Origin of the sequence: Actinoplanes sp. NPDC023714 (assembly GCF_040639855.1) — a bacterium.
Classification (GTDB): domain Bacteria; phylum Actinomycetota; class Actinomycetes; order Mycobacteriales; family Micromonosporaceae; genus Actinoplanes.
In genome coordinates this window covers 208,508-231,485 of the sequence record NZ_JBFAAR010000005.1, presented here as the reverse complement: position 1 = coordinate 231,485, position 22,978 = coordinate 208,508, and the positions used below count along the sequence as shown (strand labels likewise).

Annotated in this window: 19 protein-coding genes and 1 pseudogene; 8 read left to right on the top strand and 12 right to left on the bottom strand. The window is 72.0% G+C overall.

What is annotated here, in order from left to right:
* Positions 1 to 143 precede the first annotated feature (143 nt).
* Positions 144 to 932, top strand: coding sequence for a DNA adenine methylase (locus tag AB0G10_RS23885; RefSeq protein WP_360925607.1), 789 nt, complete (start codon positions 144 to 146; stop codon positions 930 to 932).
* Here AB0G10_RS23885 and AB0G10_RS23880 read toward each other — a convergent pair.
* Genes AB0G10_RS23880 through AB0G10_RS23855 form a run of 6 tightly spaced genes read right to left on the bottom strand, consistent with a single transcriptional unit; the run spans position 910 to position 7,512 of the window.
* Positions 910 to 2,328, bottom strand: a complete 1,419-nt coding sequence (locus tag AB0G10_RS23880) for a calcium-binding protein (RefSeq protein WP_360925604.1) — start codon at positions 2,326 to 2,328, stop codon at positions 910 to 912. The two genes, AB0G10_RS23885 and AB0G10_RS23880, sit on opposite strands and share 23 nt — an antisense overlap.
* A gap of 2 nt (positions 2,329 to 2,330) precedes the next feature.
* On the bottom strand, positions 2,331 to 3,737 hold the full coding sequence (locus tag AB0G10_RS23875; protein WP_360925602.1) for a calcium-binding protein: 1,407 nt from the start codon (positions 3,735 to 3,737) through the stop codon (positions 2,331 to 2,333).
* A gap of 46 nt (positions 3,738 to 3,783) precedes the next feature.
* Positions 3,784 to 4,539: a heme ABC transporter ATP-binding protein gene (locus AB0G10_RS23870; protein ID WP_360925599.1), complete on the bottom strand. Its 756-nt coding sequence runs from the start codon at positions 4,537 to 4,539 to the stop codon at positions 3,784 to 3,786.
* Positions 4,536 to 5,537, bottom strand: a complete 1,002-nt coding sequence (locus AB0G10_RS23865; protein WP_360925596.1) for an iron ABC transporter permease — start codon at positions 5,535 to 5,537, stop codon at positions 4,536 to 4,538. The genes AB0G10_RS23870 and AB0G10_RS23865 overlap by 4 nt, the downstream gene beginning before the upstream one ends.
* Positions 5,538 to 5,587: 50 nt before the next feature.
* Positions 5,588 to 6,610 (bottom strand): ABC transporter substrate-binding protein, encoded by a 1,023-nt coding sequence (locus tag AB0G10_RS23860; RefSeq protein WP_360925593.1) that lies wholly within the window; start codon positions 6,608 to 6,610, stop codon positions 5,588 to 5,590.
* Entirely contained in the window at positions 6,607 to 7,512 is a 906-nt protein-coding gene (locus AB0G10_RS23855; protein WP_360925591.1) for a hypothetical protein, read from the bottom strand. The genes AB0G10_RS23860 and AB0G10_RS23855 overlap by 4 nt, the downstream gene beginning before the upstream one ends.
* Here AB0G10_RS23855 and AB0G10_RS23850 point away from each other — a divergent pair.
* From AB0G10_RS23850 to AB0G10_RS23840, 3 genes are all read left to right on the top strand, one after another.
* Positions 7,511 to 8,689 carry an HtaA domain-containing protein gene (locus AB0G10_RS23850; RefSeq protein ID WP_360925588.1) on the top strand — a complete coding sequence of 393 codons (1,179 nt, stop codon included), beginning with the start codon at positions 7,511 to 7,513 and terminating at the stop codon, positions 8,687 to 8,689. The genes AB0G10_RS23855 and AB0G10_RS23850 overlap by 2 nt on opposite strands.
* Positions 8,690 to 8,766: 77 nt before the next feature.
* A complete protein-coding gene (locus AB0G10_RS23845; protein ID WP_360925586.1) occupies positions 8,767 to 9,777 on the top strand; it encodes a DUF916 domain-containing protein in 1,011 nt (336 codons plus the stop codon).
* A gap of 124 nt (positions 9,778 to 9,901) precedes the next feature.
* Positions 9,902 to 10,555, top strand: a complete 654-nt coding sequence (locus AB0G10_RS23840) for a biliverdin-producing heme oxygenase (RefSeq protein ID WP_360925583.1) — start codon at positions 9,902 to 9,904, stop codon at positions 10,553 to 10,555.
* Between the two features lie 96 nt (positions 10,556 to 10,651).
* Here the strand turns inward: AB0G10_RS23840 and AB0G10_RS23835 are convergent, their stop codons facing one another.
* Both AB0G10_RS23835 and AB0G10_RS23830 read right to left on the bottom strand, forming a co-directional pair.
* Positions 10,652 to 11,596 carry a hypothetical protein gene (locus tag AB0G10_RS23835; protein WP_360925580.1) on the bottom strand — a complete coding sequence of 315 codons (945 nt, stop codon included), beginning with the start codon at positions 11,594 to 11,596 and terminating at the stop codon, positions 10,652 to 10,654.
* A 400-nt stretch (positions 11,597 to 11,996) separates the two neighbouring features.
* A complete protein-coding gene (locus AB0G10_RS23830; protein WP_360925577.1) occupies positions 11,997 to 15,260 on the bottom strand; it encodes a DUF4132 domain-containing protein in 3,264 nt (1,087 codons plus the stop codon).
* Positions 15,261 to 15,319: 59 nt separating this feature from the next.
* Between AB0G10_RS23830 and AB0G10_RS23825 the strand changes: the two genes are divergently transcribed.
* Positions 15,320 to 16,420 carry a beta-eliminating lyase-related protein gene (locus tag AB0G10_RS23825; RefSeq protein WP_360925574.1) on the top strand — a complete coding sequence of 367 codons (1,101 nt, stop codon included), beginning with the start codon at positions 15,320 to 15,322 and terminating at the stop codon, positions 16,418 to 16,420.
* Here the strand turns inward: AB0G10_RS23825 and AB0G10_RS23820 are convergent, their stop codons facing one another.
* Both AB0G10_RS23820 and AB0G10_RS23815 read right to left on the bottom strand, forming a co-directional pair.
* Positions 16,421 to 18,007 carry a DUF1566 domain-containing protein gene (locus AB0G10_RS23820; protein WP_360925572.1) on the bottom strand — a complete coding sequence of 529 codons (1,587 nt, stop codon included), beginning with the start codon at positions 18,005 to 18,007 and terminating at the stop codon, positions 16,421 to 16,423.
* A 118-nt stretch (positions 18,008 to 18,125) separates the two neighbouring features.
* A pseudogene (locus AB0G10_RS23815) lies at positions 18,126 to 18,305 on the bottom strand (sigma factor); the annotation flags it as partial.
* A gap of 274 nt (positions 18,306 to 18,579) precedes the next feature.
* Between AB0G10_RS23815 and AB0G10_RS23810 the strand changes: the two are divergent.
* Genes AB0G10_RS23810 through AB0G10_RS23800 form a run of 3 tightly spaced genes read left to right on the top strand, consistent with a single transcriptional unit; the run spans position 18,580 to position 21,669 of the window.
* Positions 18,580 to 19,728 (top strand): Gfo/Idh/MocA family oxidoreductase, encoded by a 1,149-nt coding sequence (locus tag AB0G10_RS23810; RefSeq protein ID WP_360925569.1) that lies wholly within the window; start codon positions 18,580 to 18,582, stop codon positions 19,726 to 19,728.
* 1 nt (position 19,729) lies between these two features.
* Positions 19,730 to 20,869, top strand: coding sequence for a dihydrodipicolinate synthase family protein (locus AB0G10_RS23805; RefSeq protein WP_360925566.1), 1,140 nt, complete (start codon positions 19,730 to 19,732; stop codon positions 20,867 to 20,869).
* The gene (locus tag AB0G10_RS23800; RefSeq protein WP_360925563.1) at positions 20,866 to 21,669 is read left to right on the top strand and encodes a sugar phosphate isomerase/epimerase family protein; all 804 of its coding nucleotides are present in this window, start codon (positions 20,866 to 20,868) and stop codon (positions 21,667 to 21,669) included. Before AB0G10_RS23805 ends, AB0G10_RS23800 begins: the two co-directional genes overlap by 4 nt.
* Here AB0G10_RS23800 and AB0G10_RS23795 read toward each other — a convergent pair.
* A complete protein-coding gene (locus tag AB0G10_RS23795) occupies positions 21,642 to 21,968 on the bottom strand; it encodes a TfoX/Sxy family protein (RefSeq protein ID WP_360925560.1) in 327 nt (108 codons plus the stop codon). The genes AB0G10_RS23800 and AB0G10_RS23795 overlap by 28 nt on opposite strands.
* Before the next feature lie 3 nt (positions 21,969 to 21,971).
* Complete coding sequence (gene mgrA, locus AB0G10_RS23790; RefSeq protein WP_360925558.1) at positions 21,972 to 22,967, bottom strand: L-glyceraldehyde 3-phosphate reductase; 996 nt, start codon at positions 22,965 to 22,967, stop codon at positions 21,972 to 21,974.
* Between the last annotated feature and the right edge of the window lie 11 nt (positions 22,968 to 22,978).

Sequence of the window (22,978 nt, the reverse complement as noted above, 5' to 3'; positions counted from 1 at the left end):
CCGGGTTTGTTTTCGGGGGTCCCGGCTGGCGGTCCGGAACCCCCGATGGGGTGAAACAAGGTCATAACCAGTTTCACCAGGCTTTATCGCACTAGAACTGTGCATGTCCACCATATCAATACCGCCAGCCCGGGGTGGCGCTGATGCTCACGCGCAGGTCAGCGGCGTTGCGTTACCCCGGCGCCAAGTGGTCGATCGCCGGTTTCGTGGCCGCCCAGTTCGACAGCCACTACCACTATCTCGAGCCGTACTTCGGCAGCGGCGCGGTCTTCTTCACCAAGGAACCGTCGCCCCACGAGCTGATCAACGACACCAACGGCGCCGTGGTGAACCTGTTCCGGATGCTCCGCGACCGCACCGAGGACCTCTGCTGGGCGCTCGAGGCGACACCCTGGTCCCGGGACGAGTACGCGATCTCCGACGCGGTCACCGGCGACCCCCTGGAGGACGCGCGCCGGTTCGTCGTCCGGGTCTGGCAGGCCCACGCCAGTGATCTCGCCAAGAAGACCGGCTGGAAGACGCGGGGCGTACGGCAGCGCGCCCGGGGCATGTCCGACCGCTGGAGCCGGGTGCCCGGCGAGCTGCGGGCGATGGCCTGGCGGCTGGCCGAGGCGGAGATCGAGAACCGGCCGGCGGTCGAGGTGATGCGCCGCTTCTCGGCGGCCGACTGCCTCATCTACGCCGATCCGCCGTACCTGCCCGAGGTGCGCACCCAGCGGATGTACGGCCAGGAGATGACCACGGCGGAGCATGCCGAGATGCTCGACGTGCTCCGCCGCCATGCCGGTCCCGCGGTCCTCAGCGGTTACGACAACGACCTCTACAACGAGGCCCTCGAAGGCTGGCGACAGGTCACCCTCAAGCCGCCGAAGGTGGAGAAGGGCGCCCCGCGTACCGAAAAGCTCTGGATCAAACCACCCGCTCGCAGCTGACCTGGACGTCCTGGGGCCACGGCCGGCACAGGTCGTCGCCCGCCGCGCCGCCGTCGAGGCGGTCGGGCTCGGCGGACGAGCCCCAGTCGGTGCCGTCGAGGTAGCCGTCGCCGGCCTCGCCGTAGATGCTGTCGTCGCCGGCGTCGCCGCTCAGGTCGTCGTTGCCGCCGCCGCCCCGGATCACGTCCTTGCCGTAACCGCCGAGGATGTGGTTCGGCGCGGCGTTGCCGGTGAGCCGGTCGTCCCCGCTGCCGCCGTAGACGTTCTCGACGTCGGCGCCGACGGTGTCCCTCTCGCCGGCCTGGCCGTCGTCGCCGGACGCGCCGTCGAGGTCGACCGTGACCGCCTTCGTGTACTGCGAGTAGTTGACCAGGTCCGTCCCGGCGCCGCCGCGCAGCACGTCCGCGGCGACCGCGTGGAGCCACGGCTCGTCACCGATGAGCTCGTCGTTCCCGGCCTGGCCGTCGAGCACGTCGGCGCCGCGCTGACCCGCCATCATGTCGTCGCCGCCGCCCCCGTGGAGGGTGTCGTTCCCGGCGCCGCCCTCGATGTACTCGGCGCGGCCGCTGCCCTGGATCCGGTCGTTCTTAGGGCCGCCGGCGAGGGACTCGAAGTCGTTCTGGACGTTGTCCTTCTCGCCGCTCCTGCCGTCGTCGGCGACCCCGTCCGGGTCGATCCGGACCGCGTGCTTGTAGTGCTCGTAGGCGACGAGCGAGTCGCGGCCGCTCCCGCCGGAGAGGAAGTCGGCGTCCGCGCCCTTCACGTCGGTCTCCTCGGCACCGACGACGTCGTCCCCGGCCCCGCCGGTGAGCCGGTCGTTGCCGGCGCCCCCGGTGATCGCGTCGTTCCCGTTGCCGCCGGCGGCCGCGTCGTTGCCGGAGCCGCCGTAGAGCTTGTCGTTGCCGTCGCCGCCGCTGAGCCGGTCGTGGCCGCCCTCCCCGTCCAGGGTGTCGTTGCCGCCGGCGCCCCAGATCCGGTCGTTGCCGGTGCCGCCGATCAGCAGGTCGCCCTTCGGGCCGCCGGTGATCTTGTCGTTGCCGCTGCCACCGGTGGCGTACATGCGGATCCCGGCCCTGTTGACGATCGAGTCGTTCCGGGTGCCGGTGTGCACGTTGACGGCGGTCGGCGCCTTCTTCGGGGTGCACCTGACCTTGGTCTTGTCACCCTTGACCGCCCGGCAGCCCTTGCCGGCCTTGATCCTGTATTCGTCGTCGATCGTGACGGTGTTGCCCGTGCGCGTCACCACGACCCGGTTCTGCTGGCCCTTCGCCGCGACGTAGTTCACCGTCCGGCCGGACACCGAGGCGGTCGCCGTCGAGGCGGCCTGGGCGGGCGAGCCGAGCAGGGTGGTGGACAGGCCGGTGAGGAGGGCGATGCCCAGCGCTGACCGCTTCACGTTCACTCCGTCTTCTCGCAGCTCAGCACGGTGTCGAGCGGCGCCGGGCGGCACAGGTCGGCGTTCGCGCCGCCGTCGAGGCGGTCGGCCTCGTCCGAGCCGTCCCAGTCCCAGCCGTTGAGGTCGTCGTCGCCGGCCTCGCCGTAGAGGGAGTCGCGCCCGTCCGCGCCGTCCAGCACGTCGTTGCCGGCGCCACCGCGGATGACGTCGTTGCCGCCGTCGCCCCAGATGACGTTCGGGCCGGCGCTGCCGGTCAGCCGGTCGCCGGCCTTGCCGCCGATGATGTCCTCGACGTCGGCGCCGACGGTGTCCTTCTCGCCGGCCTGACCGTCGTCGGCCCGGCCGTCGAGGTCGACGGTCACCGGTTTGGTGTAGTTCGCGTAGTCCACCCGGTCCCGGCCGGAGCCGCCGCGCAGCACGTCGGCGCTGAGCTTGCCGAACCAGGGGTCGTCGCCCACCAGGTCGTCGTTGCCGGCGCCGCCGTCGAGCACGTCCGCGCCGAGCTCGCCGACCAGGACGTCGTCGCCGCCGTATCCGTTGATGACGTCGTTGCCGGGCCCGCCGACCAGCACGTCGCGCCGGCTCGTGCCGTAGAGGCGGTCGTTCTTCTGTCCACCCTGGATGTGCTCGACGTCCGGCTTGACGTTGTCCTTCTCGCCGGCCTTGCCGTCGTCGGCGACCCCGTCGGCGTCCACCTTCACGGCGTGCTCGTAGATGAAGTAGGAGACCTCGTCCCACCCGGCGCCACCGGAGAAGACGTCGCTGTCGGACTCGCCCTTGGGGTAGTCGCCGTCGGCCCAGCCGAGGGTGTCGTTGCCGGCGCCGCCGCTGAGCCGGTCGTTCCCGGAGCCGCCGCCCAGCCGGTCGTCGCCGTTCTCGCCGTAGGCCACGTCGTTGCCGTAGTCACCCTCGATGGTGTCGTGGCCGTCGCCGCCCTTGATCCAGTCGTTGCCGTCGCCGCCGTAGATCGTGTCGCTGCCGGCCGAGCCCCAGATCCGGTCCTTGCCGTCGCCGCCGCGCAGGGTGTCGCCGCGCGGGCCGCCGGTGATCGAGTCGTTGCCGGTGCCGCCGTCGGCCGTCATCCCGAGACCGGTCCTGTTGACGATCGAGTCGTTCCGGTCGTACGTGTAGACGCCGATCCGGGTCGGCGCCTTCTTCGGCGTACACCTGACAGTGGTCTTGTCGATCTTCTTGCAGCCCTTGCCCGGCTTCACCGCGACCTTGTCGTCGACGACGATCGTGTTGCCGGACCGGGTCACGACGACCCTGTTCTGCTTGGCCTTGCCGGCCTTGTAGATCACCTTGGTGCCGGAGACGGCGGCCACTCCGGTGGCGGCGGCCTGCGCCGGCGAACCGAGAAGACCGCCGATGAGCAGGGCGGCGCCCACCACCGTGAGGATGCGCTTCATGCGGGGATGATAGGACGGTCCCGTACCGTCGCGCTGCCCCGTTGCGCTATCGATACGGAACGATCATCGGGGCACCGGTCCGCGGGTGCTCGATCACCTCCACCCGGTGCTGGTAGACCTCGCTCAGCAACGCGCCGGTGAACACCTCGGCGGGCGGCCCGCACGACCGCACCCGGCCGTCGGCCAGCACATACGCCCGATCCGCGTAGGCCGCCGCCAGCCCCAGGTCGTGCAGGACCACCACCACGGCGGCGCCGTCCGAGGCTCGGGACCGCGCCGACGTCATGACCAGTTCCTGATGCCGCAGGTCGAGGGCCGCTGTCGGCTCGTCGAGCAGCAGCACCGGGGTCCGCTGCGCCAGCACCCGGGCGAGCGCCACGCGGGCCTGCTCGCCACCGGACAGCGCCGGGAACGGCCGGTTCTCGAACGCCGTCGTCTCGGTCCACTTCATCGCCTCGGCGACGGCGGCCTCGTCGTCGGCGGCCTCCGGCCGTCCGGCCCAGGGCGCCCGCCCCATCCGGATCACCTCGCCCACCTCGAACGGGAACGACAGCGTCGCCTTCTGTGGCAGCACCGAGCGCAGGCGGGCGAGTTCGGCGGCCTTGTGATCTCTAAGAGGGCGGTCGCCGATGATGATTTCTCCGGAATATCCGATATCGCCTGCCAGGGCGGCCAGCAACGTCGACTTCCCGGCGCCGTTCGGCCCGACGAGCGCCACCACCTCGCCCGGGTCGACGTGCAGGTCCACTTCGGAGACGACCCGCCGGCCGCCCAGCTCGACCGAGATCCCCGTCGCTCTCATCCCCAGCCTCCGGCGCGGGCCCGGGTGCGGCGCAGCAGCCAGAAGAAGGCCGGCCCGCCGACCACGGCGGTGAGCACCCCGAGCGGTAGTTCCTGATAGTCGATGGCGGTCCGGGCGATCAGGTCACCGGTCACCACGATCACCGCGCCGCCGAGCGCGCTCGCCGGGATCAGCACCCGGTGCCCGGGCCCGGCGACCATCCGGATCAGGTGCGGCACGACCAGCCCGACGAAGCTGATGATCCCGGTGAACGCCACTGCCGACGCGGTGAGCAGCGCGGTCGCCACGATCGCGGTGATCCGCAGCCGTTCGGTGTCGACGCCGAGGTGCCGGGCCGGACGTTCGCCGAGGGCCAGCAGGTCGAGGCGCCGGGCGCAGGCGGCGGCCACCGCGAGCCCGACGATCATGCAGGGGCCGGCCACCGCGACGGCGCCCCAGGTGGCCTGGGCGAGGCTGCCGAGCTGCCAGAACGCGATGGCCCGCACGCCGTCGTCGTCGGTCAGGAACATCAGCAGGCCGAGCAGGGCGCCCGCGGTCGCGTTCACGGCGACACCGGTCAGCACGAGCGTCACCACTTCGGTGCGACCGCCGGCGCGCGACATGGCGTACACGAGAAGGGTGGTCACGATGCCGCCGGCGAAGGCGGCGGCCGCGGTGCTCCAGGCCCCGAAGATCGTGACGCCGCTGACGATCGCCGCGGCCGCGCCCACCGCCGCGCCGGAGGAGACGCCGACGACGCCCGGCTCGGCCAGCGGATTGCCGAAGACGCCCTGCATGAGGGCGCCGGCGCAGCCCAGCGACGCCCCGACGATCACCGCGAGCACGACGCGCGGGAACCGCACGAGCCACAGCGCGTTCTCGCCCTGCACCGCCGAGGGCAGCGGCCCGATGTCCAGCCCGATCCGGTGCAGCAGCGATCCGGCGACCTCGGCCGGCGAGATCGGCACCTGCCCCTTCCCCGCCGCCACCAGGCAGATGATCACGAGGCCGATGCTCAAGCCCGAGATCAACCCCGCTTTCTTGTACGTTCTGACGACCGTCTTCTCGGCTACTGGCTGCACGGGCCGTAGACCGCCTTCGCGAGGGCCTCGACGGCCTTGCCCGTCCGCGCGCCGAAGTTGAGCAGGATGCCGTCGTCCATGTCGACGATCCGCTTGTTGATCCCGGCCGGCGTCTGCGCCACGCCGGGCAGCTTGAGCAGGCCGTCCACGCCGTCCACCGAGTTGAGGCCCTCGGTCATCACGAGGATCACGTCCGGCGCCGCGTTGATCAGCCCCTCGCTGGTCAGCGGCCGGAACTTCGTGAGCCCGATCTCGCTGCCCGCGTCCACCGCGCCGATCGCCTCGATCATCGAGTCGGATCCGGCGTCCTCGCCGCCGATCAGGAAGACGCCGGCCGTGCCCCGGACGTAGAGGAACGCGATCCGCGGCGGGGTGCCGTCCTTCGGCGCTGTCGCGCGCGCCGCGCCGATCTCCGACTGCACCCGGGTGACCAGCCGCTCGCCGGCCTCGGGGACGCCGAGCGCCCCGGCGACGGCCCGGATGTGCGCCGGCACCGACTCGAGGGTCTGCGTGTCGTCGACGATCACGACGGGGATGCCGGCCTCGCGGATCTGCTTCAGGACGGTCGGCGGCCCGATGCTGTCGTCGGCGATCAGCACGGTCGGGTTGAGCTTGAGGATCGCCTCGGCCGACAGGTCGTGTCCCTGCGGCGTGACCAGCGGGAGCTTCGCGGCGGCCGGGAACGTGGTCGAGGTGTCCCGGCCGACCACCCGGTCACCCAGGCCGAGGCTGAAGACGATCTCGCCGAGCGAGCCGTAGAGGTTGACCGCGAGGATCCGGTCGGCGCTCTTCACGGTGACCTTCCGCTTGTCGGCGGAGTCCACGGTGACCGGCAGTTTCGGGGCCGGCGCGGCGCCGATCGGCGTGATGTCGTCGTCGGCGAGCTTCGCCGTGGTGACGCCGCAGCCGTTGCCCGGCGCGGCCTCGGCCTCCGGCCCGAGCTCGCTGACCGAGGTGCAACCGGCCGTCAGGAGCAGGGCGGCGGCGAGGATCGCGATCTTCGTACTCATGCGGTGGTTCCCTGCTTCCTGCGGCGCATCCGGCCGACGATCGCGGTGCCGAGGACGCCCACCAGGAACGCGCCGCCGATCGCCCACCAGTGGCCCAGCGGGGTGGCGGTGCTGGTGCGGCTCAACATCGGTTCCGCGGCCGCGACGGCGGTCGTCTCCTCCGCGGCGGCCGGGGGAGCGGCCGTGGCGAGGCGTCCGGTGGGCGGTCCGGCGGGCTTCTTGGAGCCGTTCGGCCTGGCCGTGGTGGTGGAGGTCACCCCACCCGTCACGGCGGGCGCCGCGGTGGCGGCCGGCTGTCCGCTCTTCGCCGGGGCGAATCTCACCGGAATGCGGACATCCTGCGAACGATCATTGGTGCGGGTGTGGTCATTTCGGGTCACGATGGCGCAGCCGCGGACCGCGCAGTCGATGTCGCCGATCATCTGGCTGACTTTGAGTGTGACTTTGAAGGACCCGCCCTTTCCATAGGGCTTCGTGAGTCCCTCCGCATAGGACGGCGGGTTCGAGGAGATCCATACGGATGCGCCGGAGTCACCCGACATGTCGGCGCCGCCACCGCACGGCGAGGGCAGCACGCCCGCGCCGTTGTCCAGGCAGAACGCGACGTAGATGCCCTTCTCGACGTCGTAGCCCCGGCCGGTCACGGTGATCGTCTCGCCGGCCCGGTCGAGGCCCTTCGTCTGGGAAGCAGTGAGCCGTTTCGCGGCCTGTGCGGGCGTGTCCGACACGGCCACCATCAGCGGCGCCAGGACCGCGAATGCGGTTATCCGGCCGATGCGCACCGTAGTCCTCCAGCGATTTCCAGCCTGAGTGATCTTGCTTTTGATCACGGGTTTAGGTGAGGCTAGCCTAACTTCGCTCGAACTCGCGAGCGTCTGCCCTATCGGAAGGAACACGAGCATGGGCACATCCGAAGGCCCGAAGCGGGTCGCACTGTTCGCCGGTGCGATCGCGATCGGAGCCGCCGCGGCGCTCACCGGGATCAGCCCGGCCCAGGCGGCTTCGGTCAAGGTGGCCGGCGGCAGCCTGGACTGGGGCTTCAAGGCGTCGTTCCGGGCGTACATCGGGACCGGCAACGGCAACCCGCCGATCGCCCTGAGCGACGGGGCGACCCGCAACACCGACGGCACGTTCGACTTCGCGGCGAAGGGCGGCACGTACGACGCCGCCGCCGGCACCGCGACGGTCAACTACCAGGGCACTGTCGTCTTCTCGTACCCGGCGCACTTCTTCCAGATCACCCTGGCCAACCCGACCCTGGTGGTCGACGGTGACGGCACGGGCGAACTGAAGGCCGATGTGGAGCTCGTCAACGGCGGGGTCGTGCAGTCGGACCAGGAGCAGGCCGCGATCGCTTCGGTGGTGACCACCGCTCCGACGGTCACCGACGGCGCCATCTCGTTCTCGAAGCTGGCGTCCACCCTCACCGACGCGGGTGCGACGGCGTTCACCGGCTTCTACACGGCCGGCACCGCCCTGGACCCGATCACGGCGACGGCGTCGGCCTCTTCTGAAGGGACCGACCCCACGGATCCGACCGACCCCACGGACCCGACCGATCCGACGGACCCGACCGATCCGACGGACCCGGAGCCGGGCAACAGCTCCGCGTCCCAGACGATCAAGGCGGCGGTCACCGGCGGCGCGCTCACGCTGACCTCGGCCGGCTCGAACGTGGCGCTCTCCGCCGCGACCCCGGGCCAGACCGCGACCGGCTCGCTCAACGCCGTCACGGTCAGCGACCTGCGCGGCACCAACGCCGGCTGGGACCTGGTCGGCCAGGTCACCGACTTCTCGTCGACCGGCGGCGGCAAGATCCCGGCGGCCAACCTCGGCTGGACGCCGACCGCCGCGTTGGTCGACAGCACGCTCGTCGACGCCGCCGGCGTGTCCAGCAAGGTGACGGCCGGCAGCCCGGTCGCGCCCGGCACCGGCCTCGGCAGCAGCCGCACCCTCTGCAAGTCGGAGACCGGCAGCAGCCTGGGCAGTTCCACCTGTGGCGCCGCTCTCGAACTCGGCATCCCCGAGTCCAGCGCGGCCGGTGAGTACAACGCCGTTCTCACCCTGACGCTCGCCTGATCTCTTCTCAGGCGGGGGAACCGGCCGGGAATACCGCAATTATTCCCGGCCGGCCCGGCCCCATCGTAAGGAGCAACATGTTCGTCCGGGCCGTCCTGGCCGCCTCTGTCGTCGTGGTGTCGTCCCTGGCTCTCTCCCCAGCTCCGGCATCCGCCGCTCTTCGGGTCGCTTCTTCGGCCGCTTCGCAGGCCGCTCCCGGTGACACCGGTGTGCGCTGGTCCGTGCAGCCGTCGAGCGCGAAGGGCCCCGACGGGCGGGACTTCATCATCCGGCGCGCTTCGCCCGGCGAGCGGATCACCGACTACGTCGGCATCACGAACCTCACCGCGAAACCACAGACCTTCAGCGTGTACGGAACCGACGCGTTCACCACCGACGACGGCTCGTTCGCGCTGCTCGCCGCCGCGAACCAGCCCACCGACATCGGCTCCTGGATCGGCCTCGGCGCGAAGCGGTACACGGTCCCCGCGAACACCCGTCTCGACGTCCCGTTCTCGATCACGGTCCCGGACAACGCGACGCCCGGCGACCACGCCGGCGGAGTGATCGCCTCGATCGCCGAGGAGCAGGTCGACGCGAACGGTCAGAAGGTGCTGGTGGACCGCCGCATCGCGGCGCGCGTCTACCTCACCGTCGCGGGCGTGGCCACACCCCAGATCAAGATCGATACGGTACGGCTGGAGTACAGCCAGTCGGCCAACCCGGCGGACGGCGGCGACATGACCGTCACGTACCTGGTCCGCAACACCGGCAACCTGCGCCTCGACGGGGTCGGCTCGGTGCGGGTGGACGGGCCGTTCGGCTGGGAGCTCGCCCGTACCGACGCCATGGAGATACCCGAACTGCTCCCTGGCGGTTCGGTCACCGTCACTGAGAAGATCACTGGCGTGCAGCCGACGGTGCGACTCGCCGCCGAGGTCAGCGTCGTGCCCGCGTCGTTCGACCAGCGGCTGCCGGCCGTCTCCCGCAGCACCGGGGTCTGGGCGTGGCCCTGGGCGCTGGTCGGGTTGCTCGGCGCCGCCCTCCTCTACCTGGTCCTCCGGCTCGTCCGCCGCCGTGCCCGCGCACGGCGCCCCGGTGCCGTATGAGGACCGCATACTGGAAGTCCGGCAGGGCTTCCACCCCGTGTTGGCTGAGCACCGCCGCTCGGCTCCTCGCAGTTGCCTCGCAGCGCATTCCGGCTGCTTCGCAGATCAGGAAGGACGAGCCGAGATGACCGGTTTCGCAGCCCGTATCCGCCGCGCCACCATGGTCGAACACCGTGAGGCCGAGACCAGGACGTTCATCTCCCGTCTCATGGCGGGCACCATCCCGGTGGCGGGCTTCGCCTCGCTCACCACCCAGTACCTGATCATCTACCGGGAGCTGGAGGCCGCCGCCGCGGCGATGCGCGACGACCCGGTGGCCGGCCCCTTCGCCGACCCGGCCCTGAACCGGGTGCCCGCCCTCGAATCCGACCTGGCCGCCCTGTTCGGCCCGGGCTGGGAGTCCTCGGTCGTCCCGGTGGAGGCGACCCGGCGCTACGCCGACCGTCTCCGCGAGGTGTGCCGCACCTCCCCGGCGCACTTCGTGGCCCACCACTACGTCCGCTACCTGGGTGACCTGAGCGGCGGCCAGCTGATCGGGCGGACCCTCGCCGAGAAGTACGGGCTGGACCGCGCGGCGACGAGCTTCTACCGCTTCGACCGGATCCCGGACGCGAAGGCGTACAAGACGGCGTACCGCCGGCGACTCGACTCCCTGGACCTTCCGGAGGACCAGCTGGAGGTCGTCCTCGCCGAGGCGCAGCGCGCGTTCGGCTACAACGGCGCCATCTTCACCGAGCTGGGCACGGCCTGGCCCGAGGACGTCCCCGCCGCCGCCTGATCCCATCGGAGACCCGACAGGCCGCAGTCGCTGCCCGGCTGCGGCCTGTCGCCCTTCCCCACGTCCCCGCTTCCCTGTTCTCCACGATCCGGCCGTTCATGCACGGTCGTTCAGATCGGTCACCGGACGGTTGTTCAGATCGGTCACCAGAGTTCGCAGCCACGGCTCGGACAGCGCCGGCTCACCGGCGATCGCCCGGGCCAGTGACTGCCGCCCTTCCCGGGTACGGCCGTACGCCACCAGCGCCGCCGCCTCGGCCAGCGCCTGCCGGGTGCGCTCGTCCCGCCGCGGTCCCGGCCCGTTCCCGGTCGCCTCGAGCAGGGCCGCGACCACGCCGTCGACCGGCGGCTCCGCCACCCACTGGTCGGGACGATACGACCTGGTCAGCTTCGTCTGGTGGTCGCCGAAGTACGACCACACCGGGAACGGCATCGACACGTTCACCACCGCGCGGGCCGGCAGCCTGCCGGTCCAGGACGCGTGCTGCTGCCACCGCCACGTGTTCGGGCTCGTATGCCGCCGCACCGTCACCCCGGCGAACCGCACCTTGCGCCGGATCACCGGCCACGGCTCGCGCTCCTCGGCGATCCAGTCGTGCAGCAGCCCGAACAGGTCGCCGAACGTACCCCCGTCATTGACCACGTCCACGAACGTGACCGGCCGATCCCGCCGGGCCAGCGACCGGGGCGTGATCCCGAGCGTCCCCAGCACATGCCGGGCATGCGCCACCTCACCGGCCGTCAGCGGGCGCCGCCGCCAGCGCCTCCCGGCACCGATCGCCGCCCGCTGGAACGAGAACGGCAGCCGCACCAACTTCCGCGTCCCGCCGGTACCGTCCAAGGCCCCGCCGAGCAGATCGAACATCGAGTCGAGCGACCGCCCCACGAACACCAGATCGCCGTTCCCGCTGCGGGCAAGCACCTTGCCCGCACACTCCACCAGCTCGCCGAGAAACCACAGATCCGGCGCGACGGTGCCGCCCAGCAACGACCCGAGCTGATCAGGCGTCACCAGATCCCAGCGATACGGCACTTCCCCCATACCGAAATCGTGTCAGCCCTCACCCCCGGAACGCCCGCCATTTATCCGCCCGCCAGTGCCACCCACGCCCGCGGAGGCCACCCACGCCCGCAGAGGCCACCCACGCCCGCGAAGGCCACCCACGCGCGAGGCCGCGCGGGCGCGCGGAGCCTCACCCCCCGAGCGGCGATGGCTGCCCGCGCGAAGACCCGCCGCGCGAAGACCCGCCGCGCGAAGACCCGCCGCGCGAAGACCCGCCGCGCGAAGACCCGCCGCGCGAGGGCCCGCCGCGCGAGGAGCGATGGCTGCCCGCGCGATCGGCTTCTCGCGTGGGAGGTCACCCGCGTGAGTGGAGCCGGCCCGCGACGGGAGAACAGGCCTGCGATGGAGCCGGCCGCGATGTCTTCGAGTCATCGGCCTCCTATGTGGTCAGGTCGGTCAGGTCGCGCATCAGCTCCGAGGCCGCCACCGGATCGAGGCGGTCGGGTGGGAGTTCGGACTGCGCGTCGCGGCGCCAGCGGGAAGAGGTGCCGTCGTGCAGGTAGGCGGCTGTCACCTTCTGTTCCGGGAAGTAGGTGACGTCGCCCACCGCGATCCCCGGGTCGAGCTCCAGGACGAACTCGACGCCGGGTTCGACGACGAACTCCATCCGGCTCTGGATGCCGGCGTCCTGTGGGGATTCGCGTCGCCAGCCGCGGCGTTCGAGGCTCAGGACCTTGGTGGTCGGCACCGTGACGCCCTCGAAGCGGGTCAGCGGGCCGGGGGTGAAGACCGGGCGGCTGAGCTGCGGGAACGGCTGGAGGATCTCGTAGTCGGCGAACAGCTCGGCCCAGGCCGCCAGCGACGAGCCGAGGTGCAGCGGATGGGCGACACTGACCGTGGCGTCCGGCCCGAGGCTCAGTTCGTCGTCGTCGGCCGTGGAGAAGCTGCGGTCCTCGGCGATGCGGAACGGGACACCGTCGTCGGCGAGCCAGACCAGGCGGCGGGCGATGTGCCAGACGAGGGGCTGTTCGACGAAGAAGCGGCGGAACTCCGGGAGCGTCCAGCGGCGCCCGCGCACCATGGCCTGTTCGAGCCGGCGGACCTGGTCGCCCGCGATGGTGCGGACGTCCTTCTTCAGCGCGGCGAATCGTTTGAACGCGGCCGGCGCCAGCTCGGCATCGTCGCGGGCGCCCGGCTTGGGCAGCGACTTGAGGCGTTTGCCCGTCGCGTCGGTCACGAACGGGCGGAGTTGCTCGTCGAAGCCCACGACGAAGTGGCGGGGGCCGTAGTCGAGCCGCAGGCTGCCGTCGGACGACAACCCGAGATCGGGCACGAGCCGGTCGGCGAGCTGCTCCGGGGTGAGCCCGAGCGACTCGGCGACCTCGGCCATCCGGGTCTGCGCCGCGGTCTTGAGCCCCTTGAACTTCGCCCGCTGCGCGATGCCGTGCAGATGGAGCAGGGCGACGTCGGTGCCGATCGCGGAGAGCACGTTCACCCCGGTCACGGCCTTTTGATGACCGCCGTCGCCGGGCCAGGTCAGGATCAGCGGGGTGAGCCGGCGGACGGTCTCGTCGTCGCCGAGCAGGCCGAGCGCGTCGAGCGCCCAGTTCTCCTTGGCGTCGGCGCCGGTCGACTGCCAGCGGTGGAAGACGCCCCAGGCGAACTCGGCGAGGTCGCCGGGCTCGCAGGTCTGCTGGACGATCTCCAGGCCGGGGTACGGACTGTCCAGCCTGGACAGCGCCAGCATCGTGACGAGGTGGCCGATCGACGCGGGAGGCAGCGCGCCGGAGCCGTCGCGCAGCCGGACCGGGGGCAGCAGGCCGGGGACGGCCCAGGCCGGGACCGGCGGCATCTTCGCCGGGAGGACGGCCAGCGGATCGGTGGCGAGCAGGGTCTCGATCGCGGCTTCGGCCTCCGGGCCGTGGTGGCGGGCGGCCTCCCGGACCGCCGCACCCTGACCCTGGGTGTGCAGCGCGAGCAGGGCGGTCTCCGCCTGCCGCCGCGCCGGACCGGCCTTGCCCAGCGCGGCCGGGATCAGCGCACGGGCGGCCTCGGCCGGGTGCCGGAGCAGCCAGGCGAGGGCGGTACGGCGCAGGCTCTTGAGCCGGGTCAGCCAGTCGGCCGTCAGCGTGGCGACCTCGGGCGACGTGAACGGCATGAGCAGGGCCGCCGACTCGGCCGTGCCGGTGCGCCCGGCGAGATCGAGCAGGGCCGGCAGCGCGTCGGTCTCGAAGCGGGCCGCGGCGACCCGCAGCCACGGACCGGCCTCCCAGGTGTTGCCGGCCCGCCAGCGGCGCATGATCGGGCGGGCGACGATCTCGGGCGCGCGGGTGAAGAAGCCGGACGCCTCGCTCCACGCCCCGCGGCCGGTGAGCAGCCGGTCGGCGATCTGCGGCCAGGACAGCTTCGAGGTGAAGGCGCGGGGCAGCCCGGCGGTCTCCCGCCACTGCTCACGCTCACCCGGAAGCCAGTGGACGGCGGGCGGATCGGTGCCGGCCAGCCCACTGATCACGGTGGGCCATGCGGGTTTCGGGCGGTGCAGCCACGGCGGGTCGGCCAGCAGCGCCGGCACCGACGACGCGGGCGCGATCACCAGCGAGCGGGCCTCCTCCACCATCTGCCGCACGAGCGGCGAATCGGACTCTCCGGCCAGCTCCGGGTGGGCCAGCACGTGACCGCGCAGCAGGTCGGCCACGGGGCGCTTCGCGGCGCCCTCGACGAGGAGCCGCAGCGCCCGGGCCGGGTCACGGCCGGCCGCCTCGGTCAGCGCGCCGGCCACGTATTTCACCTCGGCCCGCTGGATCAGGCCGCGCATCGCGTCGTCGCCGGGGATCGAGGCGAGCGCGGCGAGCAGGCGTTTCTGCGCCGCGGCGTCGCCGTTGCCCTGGTCGAACCAGTGGAACAGGGCGGGCGCCGCGGCCGGGCCGACGCCGTCGAGGAGCGTGCTGATCACGGCGGTCGAGTCGATGACGGTCCAGCTGTTCACGATCGGCACGAGGGCGTCCAGCTGCTCGCCGGTGTGCACCGCCGTGGTCAGGGCGGACGCGCGGTAGGAGTCGGTGTCGGCGATCGCGGCCAGGACGTCCTGCTCGACCCAGTGGTGCATCGACGGGATCAGGATGGAGATGGCGGCTGATGCGTACGGATGAAGGGCCCGATAGGGAAGCAGCGCCTGGACCACCTCGTCGCGCTCGGCGTCGCTCGCGGCAGCGAGCGCGCGCCGGACCCGGAGCAGGATCTGCAGCGGCGCGTCGATCTGCCAGCCCTGACGCCGCTCGCCGGACCGCAGGTGACGGACGCCCGGAGCATCCCGGCCCGGCAGGGACTGAGGCGGCGGGTTGTCGTCGATGACGATCAGCGCGTTCGCCAGGACGGCGGCCTCGGCGGCGAACCGCAGGCCGCGCTCGGCGATCAGCAGATCGGCGAAAGAGACCATTTTCGGCCAATGCGTCGAGCTGCCCGTCGCGGTGATCGCGGCGACCGCGGCCGGCCCGATCGGCGGCGCGGCGGGCGACCCCTCGAGCCAGGCGCGCGCGGCAGCCGCCGTGGGCTGGGCCGTCGTCGGCGACGCGAGCACGGCGGTGACCAGGCCGGGCCGGCGGGCGATCTGCTCCTGGACCACGGCACGCGCACCCGGATCGGGAACGAAAGCGGACACGCCGACGCTGCCGGGACGGGGGTATCGGTGCCTCTGCCAATCCATGACCGGGACGGTAGCGAGACGGTACGACAAAACCACGAATGATCTGCGACCATCCGGCGATGCCGGAAAACACTCTGCTACGCCGTCAGGCAGCCATGCGGGCCAGCGACCGGATCCTCTCCGGCGTCCGCCCGGCCACGATCCGGGAGCGACTCGCGGACCTGGCGGACGCGGTGGATCCGGAGGAGATGCCGGACTACTACGGCGACGGCCCGGTGACGCTGCTCGAGCAGCGGGTCGCGAACCTGCTCGGCGCCGAGGCGGCGGTCTGGTTCCCGACCGGGACGATGGCCCAGCAGGTGGCGCTGCGCTTCGGCGCCGGCGAGACGGACGCGGTGGCGCTGCACCCGCTCGGCCATCTGCTCGTGCACGAGCGGGACGCGTACGCCGACCTCACCGGCCTGCGCGCGGTCACCCCGACCGCGGCGGCGCGCAACCCGACCGCCGCCGAGCTGGCCCGGCTGGACGAGCCGGTCGGCACCGTCGTCTTCGAGCTGCCGATGCGGGACGCCGGTTTCGTGCTGCCGACCTGGGCCGAGCTGACCGAGGCCTGCGACGAGGCGGCGAATCTCGGCGCCCGGGTGCACTTCGACGGCGCCCGGATCTGGGAGTCGGCGCCCTACCTGGGCCGTTCGCTCGCCGAGATCGCCGAGCAGGCCGACAGCGTGTACGTCTCCTTCTACAAGACGCTCGGCGGGATCAGCGGTGCGGCGCTGGCCGGCAGCGCGGATCTGGCCCGGTACGCCCGGGCCTGGCGGCACCGGCACGGCGGCAACCTCTTCCAGCAGTGGCCCGCCGTCCTGGCCGCGCACACCGGCCTCGACCGGGAGCTGCCGCGGATCCCGGACTACGTGCGGCACGCCCGGACCGTGGCCCGCGCCCTGGCCGATCTGCCCGGCGCGCGCGTCCACCCGGCGCCGCCGCACACCCACCAGTTCCGGCTGTTCCTGCCCTATCCGGCGCAGGTCGTGAACGCCGCCGTGCTGGCGCAGGCCGAGCAGGAGAAGGTCTGGTTCGCGGGCGGCTGGCGGGACACCGAGGTGCCGGGCGTCTCGATGACCGAGATGACGATCGCGGCGGCGGCCCTGGAGTGGACCGCCGACGACGTGGTCGATGTCGGACAGGCGTTGATCAGGACCTGCCGGCTGCTGAGCCGCTGATCAACGTCTGACGCATCGGGCGTACCCGGTCTCGATCTTCCGATAGTTCGGGTAGCCGTCGTCGTAGTTGAGCGCCCAACGCCGGCCCGGTTCCGGATCGGCCTCGTCGGAGGTCCAGTACCAGCCCTTCTTCGGGGTGTCCGGGAAGGCCTTCACGGTGATGGCGGGCGCCACGCGGGAGTCGTCGACGGTGGTGGAGAGCTCGCGCACGGTCGGCAGCCGCCAGCCCCGATCGGCGCAGTAGGCGGTGGCCTCGGCCGCGGTCATCTCCGCCGAGGTGGCGCGCTGCCAGGTCAGACCGGTCTGCGGATCGGTCACCCGCCCGTCCGCGACGATGTAGGCCGGCTTCCCCGAGCCACTCACCGAGCGTACACATCGGACGTTGAACTCACCGTCCTGGAACGCGCCGTTACTGGCGAGGCCCTCGTAGAAGTTGATGATCCAGGCGCGCAGCGGCGTCTTGGTGACTGCCCAGGGGGTCGAGGTCCAGAAGAACCGGGGCGGGGTGCCGGGGAAGGCCTTCGGGTCGATCGCCGGGCCGGACCGGGAGTGGTCGACGATCGAGGTGAGCTCGACGCGGGTCGGCAGATGCCAGCCGCCGCCGTCCAGCCCGAGATCGTCGCAATATGCCTTGGCCTGCGTGAACGTGTAGGTCTTCGGGGCCACCTCGCGCTGCCAGACGAGGCCGGTCACGGTGTCCCGGACCGTGCCGTCGCCCAGGTTCCGATAGCTCGCCTTCGTCTCCGGTCCCGGGACATGCCAGCTCGCCCAGCGGCTCGCCAAGCTCTTCCTCGTGATCGACGGCGATGCGGACGGCGAGGCGGAAGGGGTGACGGAGGAGGAGGTGGACGGGGTCGAGCTGGGCGTGACACTCACGCTTGGTGAGACCGCTGTGGTCACGCTGGGTGCGACGGCGGCGGCCTGGGCGGTGGGTCCGGAGCCTGCTGTGTACGCGTAGGAGCCGCCCGCGACCGCAACGACGGCAGTCGCCGCGGCGCCGGCGATCCCGAGTCGCCGGAGCCCGCCGCCCGCCCTGGTCGAAACCGGTCCGGCGCCCGCGATCTTCGTGACGCCCGCCGGCTTGGTGACCATCACCGCGGCGCTCGCCGTTCTCGTGACGACCGCCGCGGTCAGCGCCGCCGGCACCGGCAGCAGCGCGCAGCCGATCAGCAGCCGCTCGACCGCGATCTCGCCGCCGGACCGGCCCCGGCAGATCCGGCAGTCCCGGACGTGCCTGTCGATCCACTTGCGCCACAGTGGACCCGGCCGGCCGTCCCACACGGCGACCGCGCCGTCCAGCTCCGCGCACCGCGGCCGGCTCTCCAGCGCGGCGACCAGCGCCCGGCAGCGGTCGAGCTGCCCGCGCATCCGCTGGATCCGCACCGCCGCGTACGCCACGCTCGTCTCCAGCGCGGCCGCCACCTCGGCCCGGCTCAGCTCGCCGGCCGCCTCCTGCCACCAGAGGGCGAGCACGGCCCGGTCCTCGTCGTCCAGCCAGCGGCTCGCCTCGGCGACCTGGCGGCGCTCGCCGGTGACCCGCAGCCGCAGGATGGCCAGCTCCTCGAAGTCGGCCGTCGGGCCGGGCACCTCGGGCACCACCGCGACGTGGGCGGCGGCGGCCGCGGTCCGCTGCCGGTACGGCCCCGATCCGGCGCATGGCGATCGTGAGCACCCAGGAGCGCACGCTCTCCGGCTGCCGCAGGTCCGGCAGATCCCGGATGGCCAGCAGCATCGTCTCCTGGACCACGTCCTCGACGTCGGGGTGACCGCCCAGCGCCCGGCCCACCACGTTGTAGACGAGCGGCAGGTAGGCGCGCGCGAACTCCTCCCGGGCGCGCCGGTCGCCGCCCTGTGCCGCCGCGACGACGTCGCCGATCCTGCTCATCGCCGGCCTCCCGGAGTGGTTGGAGCGCGCCGAGGTCAGATATCGAAAAGTGCGCCTGTCAACGCGCGGTCATCGCCGCCGGACACCCATATCACTTTTCCCGGTGACGTCTCTCACCTGCGAAGACGGATCGCGGTGATCATCTCCGCGCCGCTGCCGGGAGGGCGGTTCCCCGGCGAGGCGGGTGGGACGCCCCTTGTCCCGGCGGGGATCGACGGCCTACGCTACGAGCAGCAGGAAAGCGCTTTCCTCCCGTCCTCGAAGGGAACCCCGCATGGCAGCGCGCAGATCGATCGGGATCGTCATCAACGGCGTCACCGGCCGAATGGGATATCGGCAGCACCTGGTCCGCTCCCTCCTCGCCATCCGCGACCAGGGTGGCGTGCCGCTCGCCGGCGGCGGGCACATCTGGCCCGAGCTGATCCTGGTCGGCCGCGACCCGGACAAGCTCGCGTCGATCGCGGCGCAGCACGGCCTCACCGAGTGGACCACCGACCTCGACGCCGCGCTGTCCCGCCCGGACGTGGAGATCTACTTCGACGCGCAGGTGACCGCGCAGCGGGAGAAGGCGATCCGGCAGGCCATCGCGGCCGGCAAGCACGTCTACACCGAGAAGCCGCTCGCCGAGAGCTCCGCCGCGGCCGAGGAGCTGGCCGAGCTGGCCGACGCGGCGGGCATCCGCAGCGGCGTCGTCCAGGACAAGCTCTTCCTCCCCGGCCTGCGCAAGCTGAAGCGGCTCATCGACGGCGGTTTCTTCGGCCGGATCCTGTCGGTGCGCGGCGAGTTCGGCTACTGGGTCTTCGAGGGCGACTGGCAGGTGGCGCAGCGCCCGTCCTGGAACTACCGGCTCGCCGACGGCGGCGGCATCGTGATGGACATGTTCCCGCACTGGAACTACGTCCTCGAGGAGCTGTTCGGCGCGGTCCGGGCGGTGCAGTGCACCACCGCCACGCACATCGAGAGCCGGGTCGACGAGCGCGGCGAGACCTACGCGGCCGACGCCGACGACGCCGCGTACGCGATCTTCGAGCTGGAGGGCGGCATCGTCGCCCAGCTGAACTCGTCGTGGACCGTCCGGGTGAACCGGGACGAGCTCGTCGAGTTCCAGGTCGACGGCACCCTCGGCAGCGCCGTGGCCGGCCTGCGCGGCTGCAAGATCCAGCACCGGGCCACCACGCCGAAGCCGGTCTGGAACCCGGACCTGCCGGTCACCGAGTCGTTCCGGGACCACTGGACCGAGGTGCCGGACAACGAGGAGTTCGACAACGGCTTCAAGGTGCAGTGGGAGGCGTTCCTGCGGCACGTCGTGGCCGGCGAGCGGTTCCACTGGGACTTCGCGTCCGGCGCCCGCGGCGTGCGGCTGGCCGAGGCGGGCCTGCAGTCGGCGAGCGAGGGCCGGCGCATCGAGCTGGGGAACGCCTGACATGGCGACGGTGAACCTGCCGGACGGGCGGCGGCTCACCCTGTCCGCCACCTCGTGGGGGAAGCCGGCGGGCCCGCCCGCGAGCCGGGTCGCCTACGCGGCCGCCCACGTCGTCGCCGACCCGAGAGCGGAGAACGCGCCCGGCGCGCCCGCGGTCGTCGACTGGGACACCACCCTGAAGTTCCGGCACCACCTGTGGGGGCACGGGCTCGGGGTGGCCGAGGCGATGGACACGGCCCAGCGGGGTATGGGCCTCGACTACGCCGCGACCAGGGAGCTCATCCGGCGCAGCGCGGCCGAGGCGAGGGCGGCCGGCGGGCGGATCGTGGCCGGTGTCGCGACCGACGACCTGCCCGCCGGACCGGCGTCGCTGGAGCAGGTGCTCACCTCGTACCGAAGGCAGCTGGCCGATGTGGCAGAAGCCGGCGCCAAGCCGGTGTTGATGTGCAGCCGCCATCTGGCGGCGGCGGCCCGGGACGCGGACGACTATCTCCGCGTCTATCGCGACCTGCTGGAGGAATCCGACAAGCCGGTCGTCCTGCACTGGCTCGGCATCGCCTTCGACCCGGCGCTGGAGGGCTACTGGGGTTCGTCCGACGTGGACAAGGCCACCGAGACGGTGCTCGAGCTGATCGCCTCGAATCCGGCCAAGGTGGACGGCATCAAGATCTCGCTGCTCGACGCCGATCACGAGATCCGGCTGCGCAGGCGGCTGCCGGAGGGCGTGCGGCTCTACACGGGCGACGACTTCAACTACCCGGAGCTGATCCGCGGTGACGAGCGGGGCCACTCGGACGCGCTGCTCGGCATCTTCGCGGCGATCGCCCCGGCGGCGGCAGCGGCGCTGGCCGCGCTCGATGAAGGCGACGTATCCAAATATGACCGGATCTTCGAACCCACCGTCCCGCTCTCCCGGCACATCTTCGAGCGGCCGACGTTCTACTACAAGACCGGCATCGTCTTCCTCGCCTGGCTGGCCGGCCACCAGGACCACTTCACGATGGTGGGTGGCCTCCAGTCCGGCCGCTCGGTGCCGCACCTGGCCAAGCTGATCGAGCTGGCCGACGCGGCCGGCCTGATCCCCGATCCCGAGCTCGCGGCCGCGCGCGCCAACGGCTTCTTCAAGGTGGCGGTGGGATGAGCAGATTCTCCTTCAACCAGATCACGGCCAAGCACTGGGAGCTGACCGACCTGGTCAAGGGCCTGGTCGAGGCGGAGGTGGACAAGGTCGCGCTCTGGCGCGAGCCGGTCCAGGAATACGGTCTCGAGCGTTCGGCCGCGCTGGTCCGCGACGCCGGGCTGGAGGTCACGACGCTCTGCCGCAGCGGCTTCTTCCAGGCGCCGGACTGGTTCGACGACAACCGCCGCGCCATCGACGAGGCCGCCGCCCTGGGCACGGGCGTCCTCGTCCTGGTCTCCGGCGGCCTGCCGGAGGGCTCGAAGGACATCGCCGGCGCGCGGGAGCACGTCGCCGACGCGATCGCCCGGCTCGTGCCGCACGCCGCGGCGGCCGGGGTGACGCTCGCGATCGAGCCCCTGCATCCGATGTACGCGGCCGACCGCTGCGTGATCAACACCTGGGACCAGGCCATGGCGATCGCCTCGCGCCACCCGGTCGGCCAGGTCGGCGTCACCGTCGACACCTACCACCTGTGGTGGGACGACACGGTCCTCGACAAGATCGCCCAGGCCGGCGAGCGGATCGCGATCTACCAGCTCGCCGACTGGGTCACGCCGCTGCCGGCCGGCGTGCTGACCGGCCGCGGCCTGCCCGGCGACGGCTGCGTCGACATGGCCGCGTTCCACGCCGCCGTCGAGAAGGCCGGGTACACCGGCCCGATCGAGGTCGAGGTGATGAACGAGGAGCTGTGGCAGCTGCCGGGCCGGGAGATCCTGGCCCGGACGGTGGCGAGCTACTTCGGGGGCAGCGAGGCGGCGTAGTCGAGCCCCTTGCGCAACCACTGGCCCAGGTGGTCGTCGGCGAGCCGGGAGCCGTCGACGACCACCCAGTTGGGCATCGGCTTGCCGGTGAAGTCGAAGACCCGTACGCCCGGCTCGGCCAGCGCGGCCGGCGCCGCCTCCGCGCCGAGCCGCACGATCAGGTCGTCGCCGATGACGCCGGCCGCCATGTTGCCGTTCAGCATGAACGTGATGCCGCCGAACATCTTCCGGTCGGTGATGCCGTCACTGCCGGCGACCTCGTCCCGGATGCGAGCGGCGAGCGTCTCGTCGAAGGCCATGCCTCAGTATCCGCTCGACCTGGCCCAGAGGTTGATCCCCGATTCGGTGGCGTGCTCGTCGATCTCGGCCAGGTCCGCGTCGGAGAAGGCGGGACCGGACAGGGCCGCCACGTTCGCCTCCAGCTGGGCGACGCTGCTCGCCCCGAGGACCGTCGACGTCATCCGCGGGTCCCGCAGCACCCACGCGATCGCCATCTGGGCGAGGCTCTGCCCGCGGCGTTCCGCGATCGCGTTGAGGGCGCGCACCTTGCCGAGGTTCTCGTCGGTCAGCCACTCGGCGAAGAACGAGCCGCGGCTCGGCTTCACCGAACCGTCCAGGTAGCGGTCGGTGAGCATGCCCTGGGCCAGCGGCGAGAACGCGATGCAGCCGGTACCCTCCCGTTCCAGGGTGGCCAGCAGGTCCTGCTCGATCCAGCGGTTCAGCATCGAGTACGACGGCTGGTGGATCAGCAGCGGCGTGCCCAGGTCGCGCAGGATCGCGGCGGCCTCGGCGGTCTTCTCGGCCGAGTAGGAGGAGATCCCCGCGTAGAGCGCCTTGCCGGCCCGGACGGCCGCGTCGAGAGCGCCCATCGTCTCCTCGAGCGGCGTCTCCGGGTCGAACCGGTGCGAGTAGAAGATGTCGACGTAGTCGAGGCCCATCCGCCGGAGCGACTGGTCCAGCGACGCGGTCAGGTACTTCCTGGAACCCCACTCGCCGTACGGGCCGGGCCACATGTCGTAGCCCGCCTTGGTCGAGATGATCAGCTCATCGCGGTGCGTGCCGAGGTCGGAGGCGAGCACCCGGCCGAAGTTCTCCTCGGCCGAGCCGTACGGCGGCCCGTAGTTGTTGGCCAGGTCGAAGTGGGTGATGCCGAGGTCGAAGGCGCGGAGCAGGATGGCCCGCTGGGTCTCCAGCGGGCGGTCGTCGCCGAAGTTGTGCCACAACCCCAGCGAGATGGCGGGCAGCTTGAGGCCGCTGCGTCCGCTGCGGCGGTATTCCATGGTGTCGTAACGGCTCACCCGACGAGTTC

Coding starts and splice junctions, on each gene's coding strand:
- AB0G10_RS23885 (WP_360925607.1), top strand. CDS start 144: ATGCTCACGCGCAGGTCAGCGGCGTTGCGTTACCCCGGCGCCAAGTGG.
- AB0G10_RS23875 (WP_360925602.1), bottom strand. CDS start 3,737: ATGAAGCGCATCCTCACGGTGGTGGGCGCCGCCCTGCTCATCGGCGGT.
- AB0G10_RS23870 (WP_360925599.1), bottom strand. CDS start 4,539: ATGAGAGCGACGGGGATCTCGGTCGAGCTGGGCGGCCGGCGGGTCGTC.
- AB0G10_RS23860 (WP_360925593.1), bottom strand. CDS start 6,610: ATGAGTACGAAGATCGCGATCCTCGCCGCCGCCCTGCTCCTGACGGCC.
- AB0G10_RS23850 (WP_360925588.1), top strand. CDS start 7,511: ATGGGCACATCCGAAGGCCCGAAGCGGGTCGCACTGTTCGCCGGTGCG.
- AB0G10_RS23855 (WP_360925591.1), bottom strand. CDS start 7,512: ATGCTCGTGTTCCTTCCGATAGGGCAGACGCTCGCGAGTTCGAGCGAA.
- AB0G10_RS23845 (WP_360925586.1), top strand. CDS start 8,767: ATGTTCGTCCGGGCCGTCCTGGCCGCCTCTGTCGTCGTGGTGTCGTCC.
- AB0G10_RS23840 (WP_360925583.1), top strand. CDS start 9,902: ATGACCGGTTTCGCAGCCCGTATCCGCCGCGCCACCATGGTCGAACAC.
- AB0G10_RS23835 (WP_360925580.1), bottom strand. CDS start 11,596: ATGGGGGAAGTGCCGTATCGCTGGGATCTGGTGACGCCTGATCAGCTC.
- AB0G10_RS23830 (WP_360925577.1), bottom strand. CDS start 15,260: ATGGATTGGCAGAGGCACCGATACCCCCGTCCCGGCAGCGTCGGCGTG.
- AB0G10_RS23825 (WP_360925574.1), top strand. CDS start 15,320: ATGCCGGAAAACACTCTGCTACGCCGTCAGGCAGCCATGCGGGCCAGC.
- AB0G10_RS23810 (WP_360925569.1), top strand. CDS start 18,580: ATGGCAGCGCGCAGATCGATCGGGATCGTCATCAACGGCGTCACCGGC.
- AB0G10_RS23805 (WP_360925566.1), top strand. CDS start 19,730: ATGGCGACGGTGAACCTGCCGGACGGGCGGCGGCTCACCCTGTCCGCC.
- AB0G10_RS23800 (WP_360925563.1), top strand. CDS start 20,866: ATGAGCAGATTCTCCTTCAACCAGATCACGGCCAAGCACTGGGAGCTG.
- AB0G10_RS23795 (WP_360925560.1), bottom strand. CDS start 21,968: ATGGCCTTCGACGAGACGCTCGCCGCTCGCATCCGGGACGAGGTCGCC.